This window comes from Propioniciclava soli (genome assembly GCF_038502305.1).
Taxonomy (GTDB): domain Bacteria; phylum Actinomycetota; class Actinomycetes; order Propionibacteriales; family Propionibacteriaceae; genus Propioniciclava; species Propioniciclava soli.
The window spans coordinates 2,473,763-2,495,701 of sequence record NZ_CP115965.1; the positions used below are offsets into that span (position 1 = coordinate 2,473,763).

Genomic DNA, 21,939 nt, shown 5'->3' on the forward strand with positions numbered 1-21,939 from the left:
GTGGCCATCTCCCAAGCTCGGACTTCTCCGACCACCAGTGCCGGCATCCAACCACCCCGCGACACCGGAACCTCACGTCGAGCACTGCTGGGCGGTGGATTCGCACTCGCCGGCAGCTGGCTTCTCACCGGATGCGTACCCGCGGCGAGCGACCCTGCGATTCCCGGTGGCTCGCGGTGGCCACGTGGATCGCTCACCGATCAACCCATCGTCCAGAAGACGCTGCGGGCAGCGCCTTCGATCATCGACCTCGGCGGCACGTTGGCCGAGGCCTGGGCCTACAACGACACCCTTCCCGGGATCGACCTTCGAGCCAACCCGGGCGATCTGCTGCGCCTCAACCTGGACAACCAACTCCCCAGCCCCACCACGATCCACTGGCACGGAATGCCCATTCCGAACGACGTCGATGGCGTCCCGGGACTCACGCAGAACCCGATCCAGCCAGGGCAACAGCATCTCTACGAGTTCACCGCACCCCAGCCCGGCACTTACTTCTTCCACTCGCACGTCGGAGTCCAACTGGACCGCGGCCTCTACGGGCCACTGATCGTTGATGATCCCGTAGAGCCGGGCCGTTACGACGCCGAATGGACCGTAGTCCTGGATGACTGGCTGGTCGTCGACGGTCAAACCCCTGAGGACATGTTCCGGCGCCTGAACGCCCGCCGCCCCTCGACCACCGGCACCCAGGCCGTTCAGCTGTCCTCCCGCAACGAGCCGTTCTTCGGCGACGCTGGCGACATCCCCTATCCGCTCTACCTGATCAATGGAGCAGTACCGACAGCGCCCGTAACCCACCAGGGCCGCCCCGGCGACCGTGTCCGGCTCCGCGTGATCAACGCCGCCTCGGACACGATCTTCGCCCTCGCCCTCGGCGGACATCGCCTGACCGTCACCCACACCGACGGCCACCCGGTCAAGCCGCACACCACCTCCGCGCTCTATCTCGGCATGGGCGAACGATACGACCTCCTGGTCACCCTCGGTGACGGCGTCTTCCCTCTCGTGGCCAAGCCATGGAACAAGCCCGGCCACGGCCTCGCGCTGGTACGCACCGGGTCCGGGAGCCCACCGGAACCACCGGTCCAGCTGGCCGAGTTCACAGGCCAACTCACTCAGGGGCTCGACCTGTACCCGGAGGAGTCGTCGTTGCTCCCGACCCGGCCGATCGATGCGCGCGCGACCATCGAGCTGGGCGGGCAGGCCAACCCCTACCGGTGGGTCATCAACGGTGCGCCCTTCGGCCAGAATCAACCCCTTGAAGTGGTCGACAACGACCGCCTCCTGCTCGAGGTCGTCAACACCACCACACGCGCACACCCGGTGCACCTGCATGGCCACACCTTCGCGCTGGACAACGGACTGAGGAAAGACACCCTCCTGGTTCCCCCATCCAGCACCACCGCCGTGCACCTGGATGCCACCAACCCGGGAACATGGGCACTCCACTGCCAAAACGAGTACCACACCAAAGCCGGCATGATGCTCACCATGCGCTACAAGGGCCGCTGACCCGCTCGCCGATTGCCTCCGCCAGGCCGTGTCGCCCAACTACACTGGGCGTGTCCGGACGAGGAGCGCTGATGAGGAACCGTCACCACAGCCTCTGGAGCGCTGCGCTGATGACGGTGCTGGGCGGGATCGGCCTGGCTAGCGCGGCCGGCAGTCTGGACGTGAGCGACAAGACCTGTTCCCCGCAGCTTCCGCTGCTCGCCTCCGTGGGCGTCCACCTGGACCTGTTCGCACAGGCTCGAAGCTGCCCCGAACACAGCTATCTCCCCGGCAGCAACTTCGACACCACGGTACGGCTGTGGGTGCTGGTCTCGACCTCAACCCTGGCCGCCGGCATCGTCGGCGTGCTGCTGGCGCTGGGCGCAGGACTATGGGTACGCCGCACCCTGCGGTCGGCGCGCGACTGGCTGCACCGAAGGTTCCCGACGCCGTCATTCACCAGGCCAGTCGTGGCCAAGCCTGTACTTGCGGCCGCCACCCCGCGGCCTTTCCACTCTTTCGAGCACTATCAGCCATCGCAACGTCGCGGGCCACCAGTTTCGTTCTGCTGACTAGCCCTCTTCGTTCGCCGCGCCCAGCCGGATCGCGGCACCGCTTCCGCACGCGGTTCATGCCTCCGACGCCGTGGGCGTGACGAACGAGCCATCCCGATGGCGAACTCAGCGGGCAACCCAGGTTCGCACACGACGGACTCGATGGTGTCCTTCGGCCCGCTCCGCAGTTCACCGTCCGCTGCAAATCGCGGGAGCCGTCACCATCGCTACGCAGTCATCAGGAGACTGACATGAGCAAGGATCAATCGACTCACCCAAGCGCTGGTGACGCCCGAGCGGCGCCGCGAGCCCCCATCAGGCTGAGGACCAGGACGATCGTGATGCTCCTCATCGGGGTCGCATTCATCGCTCTGTGGGTCTACCTCGGACTCCAGTTGACCCGTCCGGTACCGACGCCGGCACATTCAACGATCTCGGCAGTTCACTCCAGGTGAGCGAGATCCAGGCAGTGATCCCGAGAGGGATAGCCGACTTCGTGCGAACAGTGGCGAGTGACCATGGCGGTGAAGCGGCCTCGCACACTGTCGTCTCTGAGTTGGCCCACCAGGGCCAGCGCCGACCGCAGCCCGATCGGGCGCGCGCACGGCTCTACGCCTGCGCCGGAGTTGTCGTGAAGATACACCCCTTTGGGGCCGATACAGCACTCCTACGACGCCGGCTGCAGGTCATCACCCAACCCGGAGCAAGCCGCTTCTGGGTTCAGCCACTGCACGGCATTCCGATACTCGCGCCCGACGGACAACTCACCACGATCTGGCCACGAGTAGCCGTGCTGGCTCCCGACCACCGGCCACCGTGGACGCAGTTGGGAACCCTGCTTGCTGAGCTGCATCGCACCCGTCCCGCTGGGTCGTCATTCCCGCAGGCGGGCGTGCTTGCCCGGCTTGGCCGGGCGATTGACTATCTGCGCCGCCGTCCCTACGACGACCTGATCTGGCTGGTCGAACTCGGCGAGAACCTTGCCAGCCGGCTACGCCGGCCACAACGCACCGCGATGATCCACGGCGACCTCCACCTGGGTCAACTGGGCCGCCCCTCGCCGGCGGGCGACTGGTACCTGCTCGACCCCGACGACACGGGCGTCGGCGACCCGGCCTGGGACCTTGCGCGCCCAGCCGCGTTCTGGGCGGCAGGGTTGCTCCCTGACGAGCCCTGGACGATCCTCCTCAATGCCTATCGAGCCGCTGGCGGTCCCGCCGTGCCGCCAGCCGGCGACCCCTGGACCGACCTCGACCCACCGGCTCGCGCCGCGACCCTGATCGCGGCCGCTCGCTCTCTCCGCTCCGGCGAGTCCCCAGCCACGACCCGCGCACTGCTACAGGCGTGCCGCCGGATGCAGGACAGTTGACAGCCCCAGCAGAAACCACAGGTGCCGGCGGTTCACCGTGCCACGCCGACATCCGAGTCAGCGTCAGCGACCCGCCTCACTCCGACGCCCGGGTGCATCCGCACAAGCCACAACGGCGAGCGGGCCGGACGGCCCGCGACCGAGGCTGTCCTCGTGGTTGGCGAGCACCGCCCGCGTCGCCACCAGTCGATGAACGCAGGTCCGCGAGACTAGCTGGAAAAGAACAACCCCGCCAGGCCGCCTTTGCGATACCGACGATCACCGTGCTTGCCCCAAGCGGGGCCATAGCCGGGCGGTGGCGGTGCCTGGCTGACGAACCGGCCCTCCATCTGCGTGAGGTGCTCAAGTTCACCGAAGTCGAGGAAGAGCCCTCGACAACTTCCGCACTGCTCCAGCTGGATTCCGTTGCGCTCATAAGTTCGCATCGCGCCGTGACACTTCGGGCACACAATCGGGCTCTTCACAGATGAGGGTGTAGTCGGCACTGGCGCGTCGGTCCGGAGGGAGGTGTCGAGGTCTTCCGAAGATGGAGGTTCCTACACGCAGCCATCCGAAAGACCTCGACGTGCCCGACGCTACCTTCACGCGCCCCGACCTGACCACCTTCACCCGCCTGGACGACCTCGGCCTGGAGGTGACCGGGCAACTCCTCAAGGCTGACCGTGCGGTGCTCGCCTGCCGGGTCGTCGAGCCCGACGACTGGTGCCGCAGGTGCGGCTGCCAAGGCGTCCCGCGCGACACGGTGACCAGGGAGCTGGCGCACGAGCCGTTCGGGTGGCGACCCACGACCTTGCTGGTCACCGTGCGCCGGTATCGGTGCACCGAATGCGCGCACGTGTGGCGCCAGGACACCACCGCCGCGGCCGAGCCACGGGCCAAGATCTCCCGCGCCGGGCTGCGCTGGGGCCTGGTCGGGATAGTGATTCAGCATCTGTCCATGGCCCGCGTCGCCGAAGGACTCGCGGTGTCGTGGAACACGGCCAACGACTCGGTCCTGGCCGAAGGCAGGCGCCTGCTGATCGACAACCCGGCGCGCCTGGACGGCGTCCGCGTGGTCGGGGTCGACGAGCATGCCTGGCGGCACACGAGGAAGGGCGACAAGTACGTCACGGTCGTCATCGACCTCACCCCGGTGCGTGACGGCACCGGCCCCTCTCGTCTGCTGGCGATGCTCGATGGCCGCTCGAAGAGGGCGTTCAAGGACTGGCTCGCCGAGCAGGACCAGGCCTGGCGCGACGGGATCGAGGTCGTCGCGATGGACGGCTTCGCCGGGTTCAAGACCGCCACCACCGAGGAACTGCCGCAGGCCGTCTCGGTGATGGACCCCTTCCACGTGGTCCGCCTCGCCGGCGACGCCCTCAACGAGTGCCGCCGCCGAGTCCAGCAAGAGCTGCACGGACACCGCGGACGCAAGGGCGACCCGCTCTACACCGCGCGGCGGACCCTGCACACCGGTGCCGACCTGCTCACCGACCGCCAGCACGAGCGCCTTGACAAGCTCTTCGCCGGCGACCGCCACATTCAGGTCGAGTGCACCTGGGGGATCTACCAGCGCATGATCTCCGCCTACCGTCACCCCGACCGGAGGGCCGGCCGCGTCGAGATGAGCTCCGTGATCGACGCCCTCGCCGACGGTGTGCCCAAGGCGTTGGTAGAACTGCGCAAGCTCGGTCGCACCCTGGCCAGACGCGTCTGTGACGTCCTGGCCTACTTCGACCGGCCGCGCACCAGCAACGGGCCCACCGAAGCCGTGAACGGTCGACTCGAGCACCTGCGTGGCCTGGCCCTCGGCTTCCGCAACCTCACCAACTACATCGCCCGAGCGCTCCTCGAGGCCGGCGGATTCAGACCACAACTACACCCTGCATTGTGAAGAGCCCACAATCGCCGCCCGCGGGGGTTCCTGCCCCGGATAGGGATCGTATGGACGCGGGTGGTTCGGATAGGTCATGCCACCAATCATGACGACCCGAGCCAAATCATCGGCCAGCTCATCGAGGCCGGGACGGAATGTGGAACGCGGGGTCTGGATGAAGACGAAACCGGCGTCTGGCTTGCACAAACGCCACGGAACAAGACGGGAGAGTTGTGTGACTCCTCCAACACCAAGTTGTGCATAGACACACCAGGGAGCCGTCGGAGAGGGTGGAACTCGAAGGGGAGTAGTTCCGTCCAGGCCCTCGGTTCGGACGCGGTGCGTCGACATGCTGGCGGTCATCCTGATCCGCCCGGCGTAGCACCTCATTTTGCGAGGCGAACGAGACCTTCGGCCACGGCCTTGACCTGGAGTGCCCAATGCCTGCTGCCCTGATCCGCCGCGTCCTGCTGTGTCTACTCGTTGCAGGCCCAGCCGTCGCCATCCGTGTGTTGGGAGTTGAGTTCTCAGCAGTGGCTGAGGTAGTCGTCTTCGGCGCGGCTGTGGTGGCAGCAGCGTTCCTTCTCGCCTGGGCCGCCGAAGCCGCCCAGAAGGACATCTCGGGCGCCCTCGCCATTGCCTTGCTGGCACTGATCGCAGTTCTCCCGGAGTATGCCGTAGACCTGTACTACGCCTACCGCTCCGGTTCCGATCCGTCCTACCTCCACTTCGCGGCCGCGAACATGACCGGCTCGAACCGGCTGCTACTCGGCTTCGGCTGGCCCCTCGTCGTGGTCGTCGCACTCGTCGTCGCGCGCCGCCAGGCACGCCGGGACGATGCACCCACCCCCAATGCGCTGGAGCTGCCTGTTGCCAGCCGACGAGACGTCGGCTTCCTCGCTATCCTCGGGCTCGTCGCGTTCGTGATCCCGCTCATCGGGAGCATCCCGCTGTGGTTCGGGGTCGGTCTCATCGTCGTGTTCGGCCTCCATCTATGGCGAGCCGCGCAGACCTACGACGCTGACCAGGAGGAGTTCGTAGGCGCGGCAGCGCTGATTGCCGGGCTTGACGCCCGACCGAGGCGCATTCTCGTCGTGGCGATGTTCCTCGTCTCCGGGGCGGTGATCCTGATCTCAGCCGAACCGTTCGCCGATGCACTAGTCGCCTCAGGCTCGGCGCTCGGCATCGACAGCTACTTTCTGGTTCAGTGGCTCGCCCCGCTAGCCTCGGAGGCCCCGGAGTTCATCATCGCGGTGATGTTCGCCGCCCGCGGCAAAGGTGTGGCTGCCATCGGCACGCTGATCGCATCCAAGGTCAACCAGTGGAGCCTGCTGGTCGGCTCACTGCCCGTGGCGCACTTCCTGGGCGGTGGACCCAGTTCGCTGGCTCTAGACAGCCGCCAAGTCGAGGAGTTCACCTTGACGGCCACCCAGACGCTGCTCGGGGTGGCAATCATCCTCGCGCTGCGGTTCCACTGGTGGTCCGCGATCGGGCTCGCCGCGCTCTTCGGCGTCCAGTTCCTCATCACTGACACCACCGGACGGTACGTGCTGAGCGCCATCCACCTCGCCCTCACCATCGGCTTCCTCGTCGCTCATCGACACAGCATCCTCCCCACACTCGTCGCGCCCTTCCACGAGCAGCCCGCAGTCGATCAAGACGAGCCGAAGACCGTTATGGACACCCACGCCTAGGATGACCCCGATGAAGCGCTCTCCTGCCACCCGCATGGTCGAGGACTATGTAACGCTGATCTGGAAAGCCCACGAATGGCCTGGCGGGGAGCCCTCTACAACAGACCTAGCCGCCCAACTCGGCGTGACTCCCTCGACCGTCTCGGCCAACCTAAAACGACTCGCCCGCGACGGACTCATCTCCTACGAGCCTTACGGCCCAATCGAGTTGACCGACGACGGGCGCGCAATCGCGATAGACATCGTTCGACGACACCGAATCGTGGAGACCTATCTCGTCGAGCATCTAGAGCTGTCCTGGGACCAGGTCCACGACGAGGCGAACCACCTGGAGCACGCCGTTTCCGACCTCGTACTGGACCGCATGGACGCCGCACTCGGGCACCCCACCCACGACCCCCACGGAGCCCCGATCCCCGACCCTGACGGACGGATCCCGCCCGATCACAGCCAAGCTCTCAACGAGGCCGAACCCGGCACCTCCGTGCAAGTGCTGCGCGTCTCGGATCGCTCGCCCGACATCCTCCGCTACCTCACCGGACACGGAATCTCGGTCGGTACCAGACTTACCGTCACCGACGTCAGCCCCGCGGCTGCGGCCGTCCGGGTCACCGTCGACGACACTACGATCGACCTCGGCCTCCCGGCCGCCATTGCAGTACGCGTCAGCCCCCGAACAGACCCAGAAGCACACACCCCTGGTCCCGCCTAGGTTCCGCCAATGAAGGGCCTCGGCATGGACAGCGCTCAGCCGGGGCTCACGGGAGCACACAGAGAGCACTGCACATGGCTTATCCCAGCAATCAGCCGGACCCAGACAGCAGGACGGACAAGACCTCGCCCGCGCCGCCGGTCACCTACGCTGAGCAGCTCAGCTGCCAAGCAGGACGACCCGCAGCGCTGCTCGGCATCCTCATCGCGTTCGCGTTCTACTTCACTCTCACGCCATGGATCTCGCTGGCGATCACCGCCGTCTCCCACTACGTGACAGCACCCGACGTGCCTTTCACCGACTTTCAGAGTTATGCCGCCAGCTACCAGATACCCACCGGACTCGCGGCGAACGGCATCGCCATCGCCGGGCTGCTCCTGTGCTGCTGGCTCCTGATGACCCGACTCCACCGTGCCCCGCTTGGACAACTCTCCTCGGTGGAACAACGTCTGCGCCGCGGCTATCTCGGGATATGTCTCGGGATAGCGACCATCCTCATCCTTGGCGGGAGCTTGCTGGTCGGCTACCTCCAAAGCCAGCCCTTCCAGTTCGCGCCGCAGCCGCAGTGGTGGAGCTTCCTTGTCGTCGTGGCAATCGTCACCCCGTGGCAGGCCGCAGCCGAAGAGTACCTCTTCCGCGGCTACCTACTACAGTCGATGACCAGACTCACCGCCAACCCCTGGATCGGGGCCGCCGCATCGTCACTCGTGTTTGCCTCACTCCATGGCGTCCAGAACGCCGCACTGTTCGTAGACAGACTCGCTTTCGGGCTGCTCGCCTCGACCCTCGTGATCCTCACCGGCGGTCTCGAAGCAGGCATCGCGGCTCACATCATCAACAATGTCGGCGCCTACTCCATCGCCGCAATGACCTCCAGCATCGCGCAACTCCGGGCAACGCAGGCGATCTCATGGACCGACGCCCTCACAAACATCACCATCTTCGCCGCCTTCGCCACGGCGGCGACACTCGTCATACGACTACACCGGCTACCCACGAGGATGGATAACGCGGACGCGTCATAGGCCCAACCCCTGTCAACGACTCCCAAACAGGCAACAAAGCGCGCTACCCCACACCTCTCAATCACCACCCACACCGCGGACCCCAGCACGCCGAGCGCCAACGGGCTCCTACTGCTCGCTGCCTGGCCGACCTACGAACGCAGGATCACCGCATCGGGGACACCCCCGCCGCTCACCCAGCGGAGTGATCGCGGCCGGCGGTCGCGTAGCCTCCGCTACCCAAGCGGCGAGAACGCTGACACGGCAGTCAGTGCGATCGCCGCTTGTAGAGGCAGGACCCCATTGCCAAGCGCCATCAGTTGCTGGTTCGGCGGAAGGCCATGTCGTGGATCGGAGAGCCAGGCGGTAGGGAGTCCCATGAGCCACTCCACGAACTCCGGTGCTGGACGCGGGCCATTCTCGTTCCTCAGGAGTGCGGGCGCTGGTGCGACTCGTCCGGTGATGTGCTCCCAACGAGCCACGGCGTGGGCATAGCGTCCCCAGCGGTGAAGATGTCCTCGGTCAGCGACCACAACGTCGCCGAGTCGCTGTGCCTGCTGAGCGAGCCATCCGGTCCGTGGAGCGCGAGGTCGATGATCTGGTGCGAGAGTGCGATCGTGCCCCGTCTCGCCTTCACCTTGTCCAGGGTCTCTCCACCTCGAAGCGAGTCCGACGCGAGCGGGGTTCGGAACAGCGTCTTGACGCTGGGCCAGGAGGAAGATGCGGAACCGGGGGTGAGGAGCGCCGACAAGGGAAGCAGGTAGACCGACCCATCGTGCATCCATCCGCAGGTCGGCCAAATCGCCGAGTACGGCGCCGGCTGCTCGTAGAGGTCGAGTTGCGCTGTCTCCCAGATGCCACGGGTCGGGCTCCAGAGCGCGAAGGGCTGTATCGTCGGGGGTTGCTGCGCAGGGGTTGCGCGGGGCATTGTCGTCTCCTTCGGTGATCGGTCGGATGGCTGGGGACGAGAGCAGACCGCGGACGTTTTCGATGACGACCCATTGGGGTTGCAGCACTTCGATGGCTGTGCCCATGTGCGCCCATAGACCTGAGCGGGTTCCGGGTGCGAGACCGGCGCGCTTGCCGACGGTGGACACGTCTTGGCAGGGGAAGCCGCCGATCAGAATGTCAACGGGCTCGACCTGCGACCAGCTGATCCTTGTGATGTCGCCCAGATTCGGGGCGTCGGGCCAGTGGTGGGCGAAGACCCTGGCCACGGGCTCATTGATCTCAGAGAACCAGACGGTCTCTCCGCCGAAGACATGTTCGACAGCGAGGTCGAGGCCGCCGTATCCCGAGAAGAGCGAACCGATCCTCAGCGGACTCGCGGGATCGGTCGGTGTGTCGTGCATGAATGCTCCGGCTGACGGGATGATCCCCGGCCAGAACTCGCGTGAGTCGTGTCGCCGGGCTGGTCACCTGTCAGGTGCACCACTACGTCGTGCTGACCTGTCCTCGCGGTCGCCGGCCCAGTGCCATCCAGTCCATCGACCAGCAACGTCCATTCACGACAGCCCGCACTCAGGAAGCTCCGCCACACCCTGCCTTTTCTGAGCTGACACGCCTCTTGCAGGTCGAGGTTGAGCCGGCCATGACCGCTTCAGAAGTCACCGGGTGAGGGTGCTCACCTGCCCGGCAGGAGCGGAGGTGGGCATGACGGTTTCGATGCGCGTGATGTCGGCAGGTGACGGCTACAAGTACCTGCTCAAGACCGTCGCGGCAGCCGACGGCAACAGGCCGCTCTCGACGCCGCTTACCCGCTACTACATGGAAGAAGGCACACCGCCCGGCCGCTGGCTCGGCGCAGGCGTAGCGGCCCTCGGCAAGGGCGAGATTCAGGTGGGCGACCGAGTATCGGAACACCAACTCCAGCTCCTCATGGGCACAGGCTGTGATCCGATCACCGGCGACAAGCTCGGCCTGGGCTTCGCGGCATACAAGAACCAGGAGCAGCGAATCGAAGCGCGGATCGCCGACCTCGAACCGACCATGACCCCCGGCGCCAAGGGCGAGGCTGTCGCGCAGATCGTTGCCGAGGAGACTGCCCGCAGCACACGGCGTGCTGTGGCGGGCTTCGACTTCACCTTCTCCATCCCGAAGTCCACGAGCGTGCTGTGGGCAGTCGCGGACGCCGGGGTCCAAGCGCTCATCGGGGAGGCGCATCATCGAGCGGTTGCGGAGGTGGTTGCGTTCATGGAGCGCGAGGTTGCAGCCACCCGCACGGGCGCAACCGTCGGAGATGGCGCGGTTGCACAGGTCGAGGTCACGGGGCTGATCGCGACCGCGTTCGATCACTTCGACTCCCGCGCCGGCGACCCCCACCTCCACACGCACGTGGTCATCAGCAACAAGGTCAAGACCGTCCTCGATGGGAAGTGGCGTTCGCTCGACGGCAGACCGATGCACGCCGCCGTGGTGGCGCTCTCCGAGCTACATGAAGCCGTGTTCGCCGACCATATGACGCGCACCTTCGGCGTCTCGTGGGAGGCCCGAGAGATGGGCCTCGACCACAACCCGGCATGGGCGATCGCGGGAGTGCCCGAGGAACTGGTCGCCGAGTTCTCTACCCGCGCTCGTCACATCGACGCCGAGACCGATCGCCTCATCGCTGAGTACGTCGCAGCGCACGGACGACGACCGGCACCAGCAGCGATCATGAAACTCCGAGCCCGAGCCACACTCGCGACCCGCCCCGAGAAGCAGGTCCGATCCTTGGCTGACCTCACCGCCGAATGGCGGGAGCGCGCCACGAAAGCGTTGGGGCGGGATGCGACGACGTGGGCGCGCGAGGTGACCGACAACGACAAGCCGCTCCTGCTGCATGCCGACGACGTGCCGCTCGATGTCATCGGTGAGCTGGGGCGTTCGGTCGTCGAGGTGGTCGGTGAGAAGCGTTCGACCTGGCGGCGGTGGAATCTCATGGCCGAGGCATCCCGGCAGACGATGGGCTGGCGGTTCGCCACCATGCACGATCGGGAAGCGATCGTCGCGATGGTTGCCGATGCCGCCGAGCTCGTTTCCTTTCGGCTGACGCCCCCCGAACTCGCCTCCTCGCCTGTCGTGTTCCGTCGGCCCGACGGCAGTTCCGTGTTCCGACCGAAGAGCTCGACGGTGTTCACCTCCGAGGCCCAGCTCGCGGCCGAGGACAGACTCCTCGAACGAGCAGCGAACCTGGCCGGGCCGACGGTGCAGCTCGCGACGGTCGAAAAGACCACGCGCAGACCCGCCGCGGATGGTCGAATGCTCGGCGACGACCAAGCCGATGCCTTGACCCGGATCGCGGTGTCGGGGCGGATGCTTGACGTGCTGGTCGGTCCTGCTGGGGCGGGCAAGACCACCGCCATGAGCGCGCTCCGACGAGCGTGGGAAGCCGAGCACGGCTCCGGTTCGGTCGTCGGGTTGGCACCGTCGGCGGTTGCCGCCCAGGTGCTGGCGGACGATCTCGGGATCGCGACGGAGAACACGGCGAAGTGGTGGCAGAACCACCTCATCCACGGCACCACGTTCGAGGCGAGTCAGCTCGTCATCATCGACGAAGCATCCCTGGCCGGCGCCCTGTCGCTGGACCGCATCACCCACCTCGCCCATGAAGCGGGCGCGAAGGTGCTGCTGGTCGGCGACTACGCGCAACTGCAATCCGTGGACGCCGGCGGAGCATTCGCGATGATCGCCAGAGACCGAGCCGACACCCCCGAACTGGTCGACGTTCACCGCTTCACCCACGTCTGGGAGAAGACCGCCTCACTTGAGCTACGCCACGGCCGCACGGCGGCTATCGACACCTACCTCGCCCATCAGCGCATTACCGACGGCGACGGCGAGGCCATGACCGATGCCGCCTACAACGCCTGGCGCGCCGATCGCGACGCGGGACTCGTCTCGGTGCTGATCGCCGAGACCCATGAGGACGTGACCGCGCTGAACGGTCGCGCCCGTGCCGATCTGATCCTCAACAAGACGCTGAACCCCGACCGCGAGGTCGAGCTGCGCGACGGTACCGCCGCCGGCGTTGGCGACACCATCATCACGCGACTCAACAACCGGAACCTGCGCACCCTGGCCGGGCGGGACTGGGTACGCAACGGCGACATCTGGACCGTCACCGCCGTCGGCGACGACAGCACCATCACCATCGCACGCGACTATGGAACCGGCACCACCGTCGGCGACGACGGAACCATCAAGGCTCGCAGGCGTGGGCGCAGGTTCGGCGGCAGCATCGTCCTCCCGGCCTCGTATGTGGCCGAGCATGTCGATCTCGGTTACGCAGTCACCGCCTACCGCGCCCAAGGCATCACGACCGACACTGCGCACGTGCTGGTCGAACCGACCTCGACGAGGGAGACCTTCTACGTCGCGATGACCCGAGGGCGGCACTCGAACCACGCCTACGTGACTCTCGACCGCGCCGACGACCATGCCCAGCCGCACCCTGGCGACGACCCGCATGCCACCGCGCGAAGCGTGCTGTACGGCGTTCTTCAGCACAGCGGGGCCGAACTCTCGGCGCACGAGACCATCGTCGCCGAGCAGGAACAGTGGGGCTCGATCGCCCAGCTCGCCGCCGAGTACGAGACCATCGCCGCCGCAGCCCAACGCGACCGCTGGGCCACTCTCGTTCGGGGCTCCGGGCTCACCGAGGAACAGGCCGAGAGTGCCATCGAGTCCGAGGCGTTCGGCCCGCTCGCGGCTGAACTACGACGCGCTGAATCGAACCATCACAATGTCGATGCCCTCCTGCCGCGCCTCGTGGCCGTGCGCGGGTTCGGTGACGCGGACGACATCGCCGCCGTCCTCCACTACCGAGTCGAGCGGGCGACCGCCCGGCCCGCAGGATCAGGCCGAACCCGCAAGCCAGCACGACTCATCGCCGGCCTGCTCCCACGGGCGCATGGAGTCATCGACGCCGAGATGCGAGCAGCTCTCGACGAGCGAGAGGAACTGATCGAGGCACGCGCCGACGCCACACTCGAAGCCGCGCTCACCGAGAACGCAGCGTGGACGAAGGCACTCGGAACACCGCTCGCCGATCGACGACGAGCCGCGGCCTGGCGCAAGTCCGCACGTGTGGTCGCGGCCTACCGAGACCGGTACCGCATCACCGACGACGCGCCCATCGGTGCCCCGCCCGAGTCGGCCGCGCAGAAGATCGACGCCGCCCGAGCGCGCTCCGCGCTCGACAAGGTACGTCAGCTGGTCGCTGATGAGAGCCGTCAGACAGAGGTCGATCTCCAGGCCGTCAGGCGCGACCAGCCCGGGCCCGGGCGCAGCATCTGACCCTTCCCAATGTCATGACTGGGGCGTAGCCTTGAGGTGAGGCGGATTTCTCCTTATCTTTGGGCCGCTCGCGGCAGACCTTCGGGTCACTCTCCACGCACCGTCTCGACAACGACTCGCGTGTTGAGAGGAGCCCATCATGATCCGCCTACTGTGGACAGCCAGCGCCGAGGTTCGCTACTTCCTGCGTTGCTACATGCCGAGCAACATCCTGCTCGATCTGATCCGCACGAGGAAGGGACTGAAGTGGGGCGTCCCCGCGATGCTCCTGGCCGGTCCCTACCTGGTCATCGCCTTCTGGTGCACCACACTCATTGAGAACGGCGGCCCTGGATGGCTCCACCTCGTCGTGCTGGTCTGCCTCTGGAACGCTCTCAAGATGATGGCCATCGGCCCAGTGAGCGTCGTTCTCCTCGTAAGCCTCGATCGTTCATGGCGGAGTGAGGGACGCGTGCGGTAGATAGGCCGGAGTGCCTTCTGACTACGGGATACTTGGACTTGCGACTGTTCAAGACCCCTGAAGCGGAAGGCACTCCGTAGGTGAAGCGTACTTCGTGGTCCACCGGTATGTCCGTGACCGGCGATGGTGGCGCGGTCATCGCCCACGCCGGCAGCATCGGGCTCAGGATGCTGGCCGAGAACACCGGCCTGACCGGAGCCCTCTCGACGGCGATGGCCCGGCGTTCGTTCATCCCCTCGATCCATGACCGCGGCCAGGTACTGACCGATGTCGCGGTGATGCTCGCCGACGGCGGTGAGGCGATCTCCGACATCAACGTGCTGCGCCACCAGACGCAGATCTTGGGGCCGGTCGCCTCTGCTCCGACGGTGTGGCGGGCGTTGGACGAGGTCACCGACGCCAGACGCAGGAAGATCCAGACAGCCCGGTCCCGTGTCCGGCGCCACGTCTGGTCACAACTGACAGCCGCTGGCGGTGTCCCGGCCTCTCGGGTCGCCGGCACCGATCTGGGTGAGACGGTCGTGTTGGATGTCGATGCCACGATCGTGGTGGCCCACTCGGAGAAGGAGTTGGCGTCGCCGACGTTTAAGAAGACGTTCGGGTATCACCCGATCGGCGTGTGGTGCGACAACACCGGGGAGTTCCTCGCCGCCGCGCTGCGGACCGGCCGGGCGGGATCGAACACCGCCGTGGATCACATTCAGGTCCTGGGCGAGGCGATCGCCCAGATCCCGATGCCGTATCGCCGCAACCTGTTGATCCGCTGCGACGGGGCCGGCGCCTCGCACCAGTTGCTGGACTGGCTCACTGCGCAAGGCCAAGTCAGAGGCCGCAGCCTGCACTACAGCGTCGGGTTCACGATCGGCGAGAAGATGCGTGCCGCGATCACCGAACTTCCCGCGGGCTTGTGGTCCCCGGCGCTGAAGGCTGATGGTGAGGTCCGAGACGGCGGGGAGGTCGCTGAGGTCACCGGACTGCTGGACTTGACCAGTTGGCCGGCCGGGATGCGGGTGATCCTGCGCCGCGAACGCCCGCATCCGGGGGCTCAGTTGTCGCTCTTCGAAGCCCACGACGGGTGGCGGTATCAAGCGTTCGCCACCAACACCACCAGCGGCACCCTGCAGTTCCTCGAGACCCGTCACCGGGCCCATGCCCGGGTCGAGGACCGGATCCGACACGCCAAAGACTCCGGCCTGGGCCGGTTCCCGTCCCGCGAGTTCAGCATCAACCAAACCTGGCTACTCCTGACCATGATCGCCGCTGACCTGGTCGCCTGGCTCAAGATGCTGGCTCTCGACGGCGACCTCGCCAAGGCTGAGCCGAAAGCGCTGCGCTATCGACTGCTGCACGTCCCGGCCCGACTCGTACACGGTGGCCGCCGGCGACGGCTACGTCTACCCAAGACCTGGCCGTGGGTTGAGCACCTCGTGGCCGCGTTCGCCCGGATCGCCGCGATCCCACCACCGGCCTGACCCCAACCGCCCGCACCAAGCCGAAGGAACCTGGAGAACCGCCCACCGGCAGCGTCAGCCGGCCCACAGTCACGCCCTCACCCGGCCCAGTGTTCAGATCGGGCTCCGACAGCCCAGCTGGCAGCCCTCAACCCGCCTCATGAAAGAGGGAGGTAAGGGCTCGCGCCCGTGAATACCGCGAGCAGCGGCAGCAGCGGCAGGAGCTCTCCGAGGATGTGCCACTGGGTGAGCTCACTCGAAGCTCTCGCTGAGTTCAGGCTCCGGCGTCCACTGCTGACCGGCGCGCTACAGCGTGCGCGTCGGAGCAGGAGAAGGTGGGCCGACCTGCTCCATGTCGAGTCGCTCTCGTGACACCTGGCCCCGCTCCACGAGCTTGGCGAGGTCCGAAGTGTCCGCCACCAAGGTCGCGATGCCGTCGCGCAACAAGCGGTGCGGTCCTATGCTGGCGGCGCTCGTGACTGGTCCGGGAACGGCACCGACACGTCGGCCGAGCTCGTCGGCTCGCTGGGCAACCAGCAGTGAGCCAGATCGAGCACCCGCTTCGACGATCACCGACGCGTAGGACAGCGCAGCCATCAGCCGGGCTCGGGCGATGACCCGGTGTCGGGTCGGAACGGCACCCGGCGGAACCTCACTGACGAGAAGGCCGACATCAGCGACGCGATCAAGCAGGTCGCGATGGCCGACAGGGTACGGGCGATCGACTCCGTTGGCGAGAATGGCGATCGTGTCGCCACCTGCAGCGAGGGCGGCCTGGTGCGACGCGCCTTCGATCCCGTAGGCACCTCCCGCGACGACAACTCGTTCCTCTGCGGCAACGGAACTGGCGAGTTCCCGAGCCACGTATTCACCGTAGGAGGTGCATGCCCGAGCCCCGGTGATCGTGACGAGATCGCTCATCGGACGCGAGAGGAAGGACGACGTGCCGCGAGTCCACAGCACGTAGGGCGCAACTTCACCAAGATCGTCGAAGGCGGTAGGCCAGTCGTTATCGCCTGGGATGAGTGCTCGAACCCCCGATTGGTGCACCTGGTCGATTCGCCCGGCGAGCTCCCTTGCATCTGGCACCCTGAGGCGTTCGCGCCAGACCTGCGCGTCCACTGGGCTCAGACCGACTACTTCGCGGTCGTGCTCAGCGAGCCAAAGCGTCTCGACTGCTCTGAGCCTGGACAAGATGCGTCCTGTCACCGAGTCATTGGGCTCGACGAGCATGGACAGCACCATCCTCGCGGTGCGCTCGTCGCTCGCGACATCACTCAAACTGGCCATCTTCGGTTCCTCTCGGCGTTCGTTACCGACGAGGTGCGCGGACCGAGCCTCGCGGACACCCACCCTGCTCAGGGGTCCTCTCCCGAGTGAGGCGAAACGGGCGCAGCTACGGAGATTCACCCGGCGGACTCCGAAGAACGGCCTATTCGCGGGAGCGTCCGCGTGGCGAACCACGATGTGATCTGTAACGAGTACTATCCGTAACATGAAGCGTCTAGGCAGCCTGAGTGACGTGGGGCTCACCGAGCTTGATCGCGCGTTACGCCATGAACGCCTACGCCGCCGAGAGGCATGGCGAGATTGCGAGCACTGCGACCAAGCCTTCCTCGGACGAGGTGACGCTCGCTTCTGCTCAGCCCGCTGCCGTGTTGCCGCACACCGGGCAAGGAAGGACTCCAATGACTGACAGCCTGCGTGTCATCGGGTCACGCCGATACGGCACACTCTCACCATTGCGATACCCCGGCGGAAAAGCTGCGTTCGCTGGCTTCTTCGCTGACATCATCGACATTCTTGGCATCAAGGACGCCCGCTACATCGAACCCTACGCCGGAGGTGTGGGCGCGGGGATCGCGCTTCTGCGCGAGGGCATCGTCCAACACTTGGTAGTCAACGACATCGACCCAGCCGTCCACGCCTTCTGGAAGTCCGTCGTTGGCAACAACGCAGAGTTCGTAGAAATGGTGGCGTCAACACCACTCACGATCGACGAGTGGCAGCGCCAGCGCGACGTATATCGCTCACGGGACGAGCGCGATGCACTGCGCCTGGGCTTCGCGTTCTTTTTCTTGAATCGAACCAATCGCTCCGGGATTCTGAACGCCGGCGTTATCGGCGGCCAGCGCCAGGAGGGAAAATACAAGATTGATGCGCGATTCAACCGGCTCACACTCGTCGAGCGGTTGACTGCGATCGGTGCTCTAGCGGATCGAATCACGGTCTCTGATCTGGATGGCCGGACTGTGATCCAGCAGTACTCTCACGATGACCGGTCATTCATGTACATCGACCCGCCCTACGTGCAAGCAGGCTCGCAACTCTATCTCAATGCCTTCGACGGACGAGACCACAAGGCACTCTCGACGATCGTCAACTCCGTTGAAAGTGCACACTGGTTGATGACCTATGACACAGCCCCGCTGATCGAGAAACTGTATCGAAATCAGTTCCAGTGCCGACTGGAACTCACCTACTCCGCCAGGTATCCGGGCCAGGCGGAAGAGCTGCTCGTGGCATCCCCGTCTGTCGCGCGGGCGATCAAGTCGTTGCAGACGACGTCTGCGATGGCGGGCGCAACAAGCGCCTAAGCAGCGGGTTCACGACCTTCCATGCCTGCCGGACGTCATCCGCACTCACGGAAGCATCGGCACTGTGCGCGATGAGGTTGAACCACTGGATCGATCCGTGCTTGTGCGCGTTACCCGACTGGATAGCACTAATGCCTGACTTGAGCGACTTCTCTTGTCCATAGGCCTGCACCACGCGCTTGAATACATCGCTCAACTGTCCAGTGGCGGGGGTTGGAGAGCCCTCGAAATGGACCTTGATGGTGGCCTCCAATACTGAGCGCATGAGGATCGCGGCCGCGATAGGGAGATTCGAGAGGCTGATCTTGCGCAACTCGAAGTATCGCAGCTTGAGATTCAGCGGCGCGTTCTCGTAGTCCAGCCCCGACAGATCAAGCGTGTCCTTCGTGTCTGGATGGTTGGGTCCACGGCTGCCCGTGCCGCCAGGAGGGCCGGGTGGGTTCGGAGCAGCACCACTCCCGCCAGTGTTGGGGCCACCGGGCGCGCCGGACGCGCCACCTTGGGACGGCCCGGATGGCGTCGGTTGCACGGGAGGAGTGGGCGGCGCTGGTTGGGGCGGAGCCGCAGTCGATACGCCGTTGAGGCGATCCACCAGGGACTGATACTCCTGGTTGCGCTTCTTGAACTCTGGTGAGCGAGTGTTGAGACGCCCTGCACGGAACTCGCTGACAAGGTACTCCAAAGCATTGAGCTTCTTCTTCGTCAACTTCACAGCGATCTTCTCAGGCGTCGAGGCCCGCGGCAGAAGCATGCCATCCTTGTCGAACTCGACACCGATCGCGGAGGCAATCTCCTTGCTTCGGTAGGCATACTCGAAGGCCGACATCGCCAGGTCGTCACTTGCGGCGTACTGCCGGAGGGTGTGATCGGAGAATGGCGCTGCGCTGAGGAAGCGCCGCATCACGGCCATCCGCATGAACCTGGCAACCTCGACATCCGGGTACTGTGCCTTCACATCGTCGACCGTGGTCTGCTCGTCGACGAGCGAATAGTAGAAGGTTGCCTGCTGATCGCGACTCCAGCGCCTCTTCGAGATGCCGGTGTGCAACCTCGCGACGTGAGGTGCAGCCGTCGCCCGGTCGGGAGCGACGATGACACGGATTCGTTCGGGGAGATTCTCCGCCTCCACTGCGTACCGCTTCAGCAGCGCGCGAATCTCTGCCTCATGGCCGGGCACGATCGTCGGGTCCTGAAGCGCCTTGAGCGCGCTAACTCGACGGTTGCCTTCCAGCACGGTGTATGGGGAGCTACCGCCGGACGCTGATGCCGACGTCACGATCGGGACTTCGTTGTCGAAGTAGCCGTCACGGAGGATCAGGCGCGCCGCTCCGAGGACGTCCTCGGATGCAAACAGGTACTTCAGCGCACCTGCTTCGTCGTCGCGGCGTGTCGGTATGCGGTAGTTCTCCAGGTCGAGAAGGAGCTGTTCGAGGTCGACCTCGACTATCGGTAGCTGCTCGTAAGCCATATCCAGCCCTGCTCTCGTGCTCCGTCCGGCGATCCACGCCCTCGGTGCCGAACTGGCGAGAGCAGTCGTTCGTCTCCAACGGTAGCTGCACGCCTCGCTCTCCGGGCTGAGACACGTCGGGAGCGACGATGTCCGCCGAAACCCTCTGCGCCATCAGCGGCCCAGAGCGGCGCTACGAACTGCTGGCGGACTCATCCGCAATGAGTCCAGCCTCGACCAGTGCTGCGCGCACGGCCTTGCGGTCCACGCCCATCCGGCGGCCGATCGCGCGCATCGAGACGCCCGCGCGTGCGAGGCGCACGGCCTCGGCCTTCTCGTCGATCCCGAGCCCTGGTCGGCGGCTCGGCACGTTGCGGCGACGTAGGTGAGCGAACACGGTGGCGCGGTGGATACCGTACCTCTCGGCGAGGGCCTTGACGCTCATCCCGGCCAGGTAGTCGCCGACGAGCGCATCCACCTCGGAGGCGGTGAGAAAAGTTTGAGCCGTCTCGACAGTCCTCACGACGGGGCCACGATCGTCCTTCGGAGCGGTATCCTGGGGACGTCGGGAGACCTCGTAGACCCCACGGTCTAGGCGGCTGACCAGGATTTTTGTCTTGGGGGCGGAGTTGCCGAACGTGCTACTCAGGCACCCCAGTGAAAGCCGCTCTGGCTGTCTCACGTCGTTGACGCGGACGAGCCGGAGGCGGTGGGCGAGCGGCGCTGGCCGGCGTTGGCCGATGATGGACGTGGTCCGGCTCCACGAGGCTGGGACGTCACGGTCAAGGTCCACGCACGTCGCCGGACCCAGGCCCAGTGGCTCGCGCTGGCTGCCCACAAGACACTCGTGCAACGTTCTTCATTGTCGCCACACGGTCGGCCCGCACCCTCTGCTTAGCGCCGCGAGAACTTTGTAGAACGTTTTCCATCTGCGTAGAGTCCGTGGCATGACCACGCAGCGTCAACGCCTGACGCCCACCGCCGAACCCAACGGCCGGCGGGTCACGATCCTCGACGTCGCGACCAGGGCCGGCGTCTCCCCCTCTGCGGTGTCGAAGGTGGTGCGGAACGCCTACGGCGTGTCGCCCGCCATGCGGTCCCGGGTGCGCGCCGCCATCGACGACCTCGGCTACCGTCCCCACGCCGGGGCGCGGGCGATGCGTGGCCGGTCGTACTCCATCGGCGTCGTGGTGACGGACGTGGGCAGCCCGTTCCAGATCGACGTCGCCCACCGCATCGCCGTGGGGCTGGAGTCCACCCCGTACCAGGAGTCGATCACCTCGGGCGGCACATCCGCAACTCAATACCGCAGCCGCATCGACGCGCTCGTGGACCGCCAGGTCGACGGGCTGGTCCTGGTCGCGCCCTGGATCGACCCGGCCGAGGTCGCGGAGATCGCCGCGACGGTCCCCGTCGTGACGGTGGCGCTGCACGGGACGACCACCGACTTCGACATGGTCGTGGACGACGAGGAGCTGGGCGCGCGGCTCGTGGTCAACCACCTCGTCGAGCTGGGGCATCGCCGCATCACGCTCACGAGCATGCCGAGCCTGGACTGGGAGGAGGGCTTCCGCCTCTCCCACACGGCCCGCCGCGATGGCTTCGAGCGGGCGGTCCGCGCGCACGGCCTCGAGCCGGACGTCATGGACTCCTGGTACTCCGAGGACGCAGGCTACGCGGCGACCCTCGCGGCCCTCGATCGGCCCCAGCCGCCCACGGCCATCTTCGCGGGCGCCGACATCGCAGCCCTCGGCGCGCTTCGGGCCGCCGACGAACGCGGGGTCCACGTCCCCGACGATCTCACCATCGTCGGTTATGACAACATCTTCGCCGCCTCGATCCCCCGGGTTTCCCTCACGACCGTCGACGCGTCCGGCGCCGTGACCGGCGACGCCGCACTGCGCTTGCTCCTGGAACGTATCGAGGGCCGCGAGCAGTCCGTGCAGTACGTGGTCGCCCCCCAACTCGTGGTCCGCGGCACCAGTGGGCCCGCCCCGGCGTCCCGCTGACCGACGCCACCGTCAC

Annotated in this window: 17 protein-coding genes and 1 pseudogene; 12 read left to right on the forward strand and 6 right to left on the reverse strand. The window is 66.2% G+C overall.

Features of this window, described 5'->3' with window-relative positions:
• The 3 genes from PCC79_RS11095 to PCC79_RS11105 all read left to right on the forward strand — a co-directional run bounded on the left by PCC79_RS11095 (nucleotide 1) and on the right by PCC79_RS11105 (nucleotide 3,417).
• Entirely contained in the window at nucleotides 1–1,515 is a 1,515-nt protein-coding gene (locus PCC79_RS11095) for a multicopper oxidase family protein (RefSeq protein WP_232548353.1), read from the forward strand.
• A gap of 71 nt (nucleotides 1,516–1,586) precedes the next feature.
• Nucleotides 1,587–2,066, forward strand: a complete 480-nt coding sequence (locus tag PCC79_RS11100; RefSeq protein ID WP_026926298.1) for a hypothetical protein — start codon at nucleotides 1,587–1,589, stop codon at nucleotides 2,064–2,066.
• 433 nt (nucleotides 2,067–2,499) lie between these two features.
• Nucleotides 2,500–3,417: a phosphotransferase family protein gene (locus PCC79_RS11105; protein ID WP_073186133.1), complete on the forward strand. Its 918-nt coding sequence runs from the start codon at nucleotides 2,500–2,502 to the stop codon at nucleotides 3,415–3,417.
• Between the two features lie 209 nt (nucleotides 3,418–3,626).
• Here PCC79_RS11105 and PCC79_RS11110 read toward each other — a convergent pair whose 3' ends face one another.
• Nucleotides 3,627–3,902, reverse strand: coding sequence for a zf-TFIIB domain-containing protein (locus PCC79_RS11110; protein ID WP_342371843.1), 276 nt, complete (start codon nucleotides 3,900–3,902; stop codon nucleotides 3,627–3,629).
• An 80-nt stretch (nucleotides 3,903–3,982) separates the two neighbouring features.
• Between PCC79_RS11110 and PCC79_RS11115 the strand changes: the two genes are divergently transcribed.
• The 4 genes from PCC79_RS11115 (at nucleotide 3,983) to PCC79_RS11130 (ending at nucleotide 8,703) form a co-directional block, all read left to right on the forward strand.
• On the forward strand, nucleotides 3,983–5,290 hold the full coding sequence (locus tag PCC79_RS11115; RefSeq protein ID WP_342371844.1) for an ISL3 family transposase: 1,308 nt from the start codon (nucleotides 3,983–3,985) through the stop codon (nucleotides 5,288–5,290).
• A 422-nt stretch (nucleotides 5,291–5,712) separates the two neighbouring features.
• Nucleotides 5,713–6,966, forward strand: a complete 1,254-nt coding sequence (locus tag PCC79_RS11120) for a sodium:proton exchanger (RefSeq protein ID WP_073186132.1) — start codon at nucleotides 5,713–5,715, stop codon at nucleotides 6,964–6,966.
• A 10-nt stretch (nucleotides 6,967–6,976) separates the two neighbouring features.
• Nucleotides 6,977–7,678: a metal-dependent transcriptional regulator gene (locus PCC79_RS11125; RefSeq protein ID WP_139280077.1), complete on the forward strand. Its 702-nt coding sequence runs from the start codon at nucleotides 6,977–6,979 to the stop codon at nucleotides 7,676–7,678.
• Between the two features lie 74 nt (nucleotides 7,679–7,752).
• Nucleotides 7,753–8,703, forward strand: coding sequence for a CPBP family intramembrane glutamic endopeptidase (locus PCC79_RS11130; RefSeq protein ID WP_073186130.1), 951 nt, complete (start codon nucleotides 7,753–7,755; stop codon nucleotides 8,701–8,703).
• A 406-nt stretch (nucleotides 8,704–9,109) separates the two neighbouring features.
• Here PCC79_RS11130 and PCC79_RS11135 read toward each other — a convergent pair whose 3' ends face one another.
• Both PCC79_RS11135 and PCC79_RS11140 read right to left on the reverse strand, forming a co-directional pair.
• Nucleotides 9,110–9,610, reverse strand: a complete 501-nt coding sequence (locus PCC79_RS11135) for a hypothetical protein (RefSeq protein WP_226997256.1) — start codon at nucleotides 9,608–9,610, stop codon at nucleotides 9,110–9,112.
• A gap of 46 nt (nucleotides 9,611–9,656) precedes the next feature.
• Nucleotides 9,657–10,034 (reverse strand): annotated as a pseudogene (locus PCC79_RS11140) (DNA cytosine methyltransferase); the annotation flags it as partial.
• Between the two features lie 262 nt (nucleotides 10,035–10,296).
• On the opposite strand from PCC79_RS11140, the gene mobF reads away from it, so the two are divergent.
• The 3 genes from mobF to PCC79_RS11155 all read left to right on the forward strand — a co-directional run bounded on the left by mobF (nucleotide 10,297) and on the right by PCC79_RS11155 (nucleotide 15,891).
• On the forward strand, nucleotides 10,297–13,959 hold the full coding sequence (mobF, locus tag PCC79_RS11145; RefSeq protein WP_245787873.1) for a MobF family relaxase: 3,663 nt from the start codon (nucleotides 10,297–10,299) through the stop codon (nucleotides 13,957–13,959).
• Between the two features lie 139 nt (nucleotides 13,960–14,098).
• Nucleotides 14,099–14,419: a sulfate permease gene (locus PCC79_RS11150; protein WP_342371845.1), complete on the forward strand. Its 321-nt coding sequence runs from the start codon at nucleotides 14,099–14,101 to the stop codon at nucleotides 14,417–14,419.
• A 107-nt stretch (nucleotides 14,420–14,526) separates the two neighbouring features.
• Nucleotides 14,527–15,891, forward strand: coding sequence for an IS1380 family transposase (locus tag PCC79_RS11155; protein WP_175558238.1), 1,365 nt, complete (start codon nucleotides 14,527–14,529; stop codon nucleotides 15,889–15,891).
• A 285-nt stretch (nucleotides 15,892–16,176) separates the two neighbouring features.
• Here PCC79_RS11155 and PCC79_RS11160 read toward each other — a convergent pair whose 3' ends face one another.
• Entirely contained in the window at nucleotides 16,177–17,160 is a 984-nt protein-coding gene (locus PCC79_RS11160) for a DNA-processing protein DprA (RefSeq protein WP_073186127.1), read from the reverse strand.
• Between the two features lie 266 nt (nucleotides 17,161–17,426).
• On the opposite strand from PCC79_RS11160, the gene PCC79_RS11165 reads away from it, so the two are divergent.
• Nucleotides 17,427–18,467 (forward strand): DNA adenine methylase, encoded by a 1,041-nt coding sequence (locus tag PCC79_RS11165; protein ID WP_342371846.1) that lies wholly within the window; start codon nucleotides 17,427–17,429, stop codon nucleotides 18,465–18,467.
• On the opposite strand, the gene PCC79_RS11170 is transcribed toward PCC79_RS11165, so the two are convergent.
• Nucleotides 18,418–19,935: a hypothetical protein gene (locus PCC79_RS11170; RefSeq protein WP_073186125.1), complete on the reverse strand. Its 1,518-nt coding sequence runs from the start codon at nucleotides 19,933–19,935 to the stop codon at nucleotides 18,418–18,420. The two genes, PCC79_RS11165 and PCC79_RS11170, sit on opposite strands and share 50 nt — an antisense overlap.
• A 172-nt stretch (nucleotides 19,936–20,107) precedes the next feature.
• Entirely contained in the window at nucleotides 20,108–20,437 is a 330-nt protein-coding gene (locus PCC79_RS11175; RefSeq protein WP_245787872.1) for a hypothetical protein, read from the reverse strand.
• A gap of 424 nt (nucleotides 20,438–20,861) precedes the next feature.
• Here PCC79_RS11175 and PCC79_RS11180 point away from each other — a divergent pair, with 424 nt between their 5' ends.
• Nucleotides 20,862–21,923 (forward strand): LacI family DNA-binding transcriptional regulator, encoded by a 1,062-nt coding sequence (locus PCC79_RS11180; protein ID WP_342371847.1) that lies wholly within the window; start codon nucleotides 20,862–20,864, stop codon nucleotides 21,921–21,923.
• The last annotated feature ends 16 nt before the right edge of the window (nucleotides 21,924–21,939 follow it).

Bases quoted from the DNA above. Each gene is read 5' to 3' on its own strand.
- PCC79_RS11150 (WP_342371845.1), top strand. From the start codon at position 14,099: ATGATCCGCCTACTGTGGACAGCCAGCGCCGAGGTTCGCTACTTCCTG.
- PCC79_RS11170 (WP_073186125.1), bottom strand. From the start codon at position 19,935: ATGGCTTACGAGCAGCTACCGATAGTCGAGGTCGACCTCGAACAGCTC.
- PCC79_RS11120 (WP_073186132.1), top strand. From the start codon at position 5,713: ATGCCTGCTGCCCTGATCCGCCGCGTCCTGCTGTGTCTACTCGTTGCA.
- PCC79_RS11130 (WP_073186130.1), top strand. From the start codon at position 7,753: ATGGCTTATCCCAGCAATCAGCCGGACCCAGACAGCAGGACGGACAAG.
- PCC79_RS11135 (WP_226997256.1), bottom strand. From the start codon at position 9,610: ATGCCCCGCGCAACCCCTGCGCAGCAACCCCCGACGATACAGCCCTTC.
- PCC79_RS11125 (WP_139280077.1), top strand. From the start codon at position 6,977: ATGAAGCGCTCTCCTGCCACCCGCATGGTCGAGGACTATGTAACGCTG.
- PCC79_RS11160 (WP_073186127.1), bottom strand. From the start codon at position 17,160: ATGGCCAGTTTGAGTGATGTCGCGAGCGACGAGCGCACCGCGAGGATG.
- PCC79_RS11180 (WP_342371847.1), top strand. From the start codon at position 20,862: ATGACCACGCAGCGTCAACGCCTGACGCCCACCGCCGAACCCAACGGC.
- PCC79_RS11100 (WP_026926298.1), top strand. From the start codon at position 1,587: ATGAGGAACCGTCACCACAGCCTCTGGAGCGCTGCGCTGATGACGGTG.
- PCC79_RS11165 (WP_342371846.1), top strand. From the start codon at position 17,427: ATGAACGCCTACGCCGCCGAGAGGCATGGCGAGATTGCGAGCACTGCG.
- PCC79_RS11155 (WP_175558238.1), top strand. From the start codon at position 14,527: ATGTCCGTGACCGGCGATGGTGGCGCGGTCATCGCCCACGCCGGCAGC.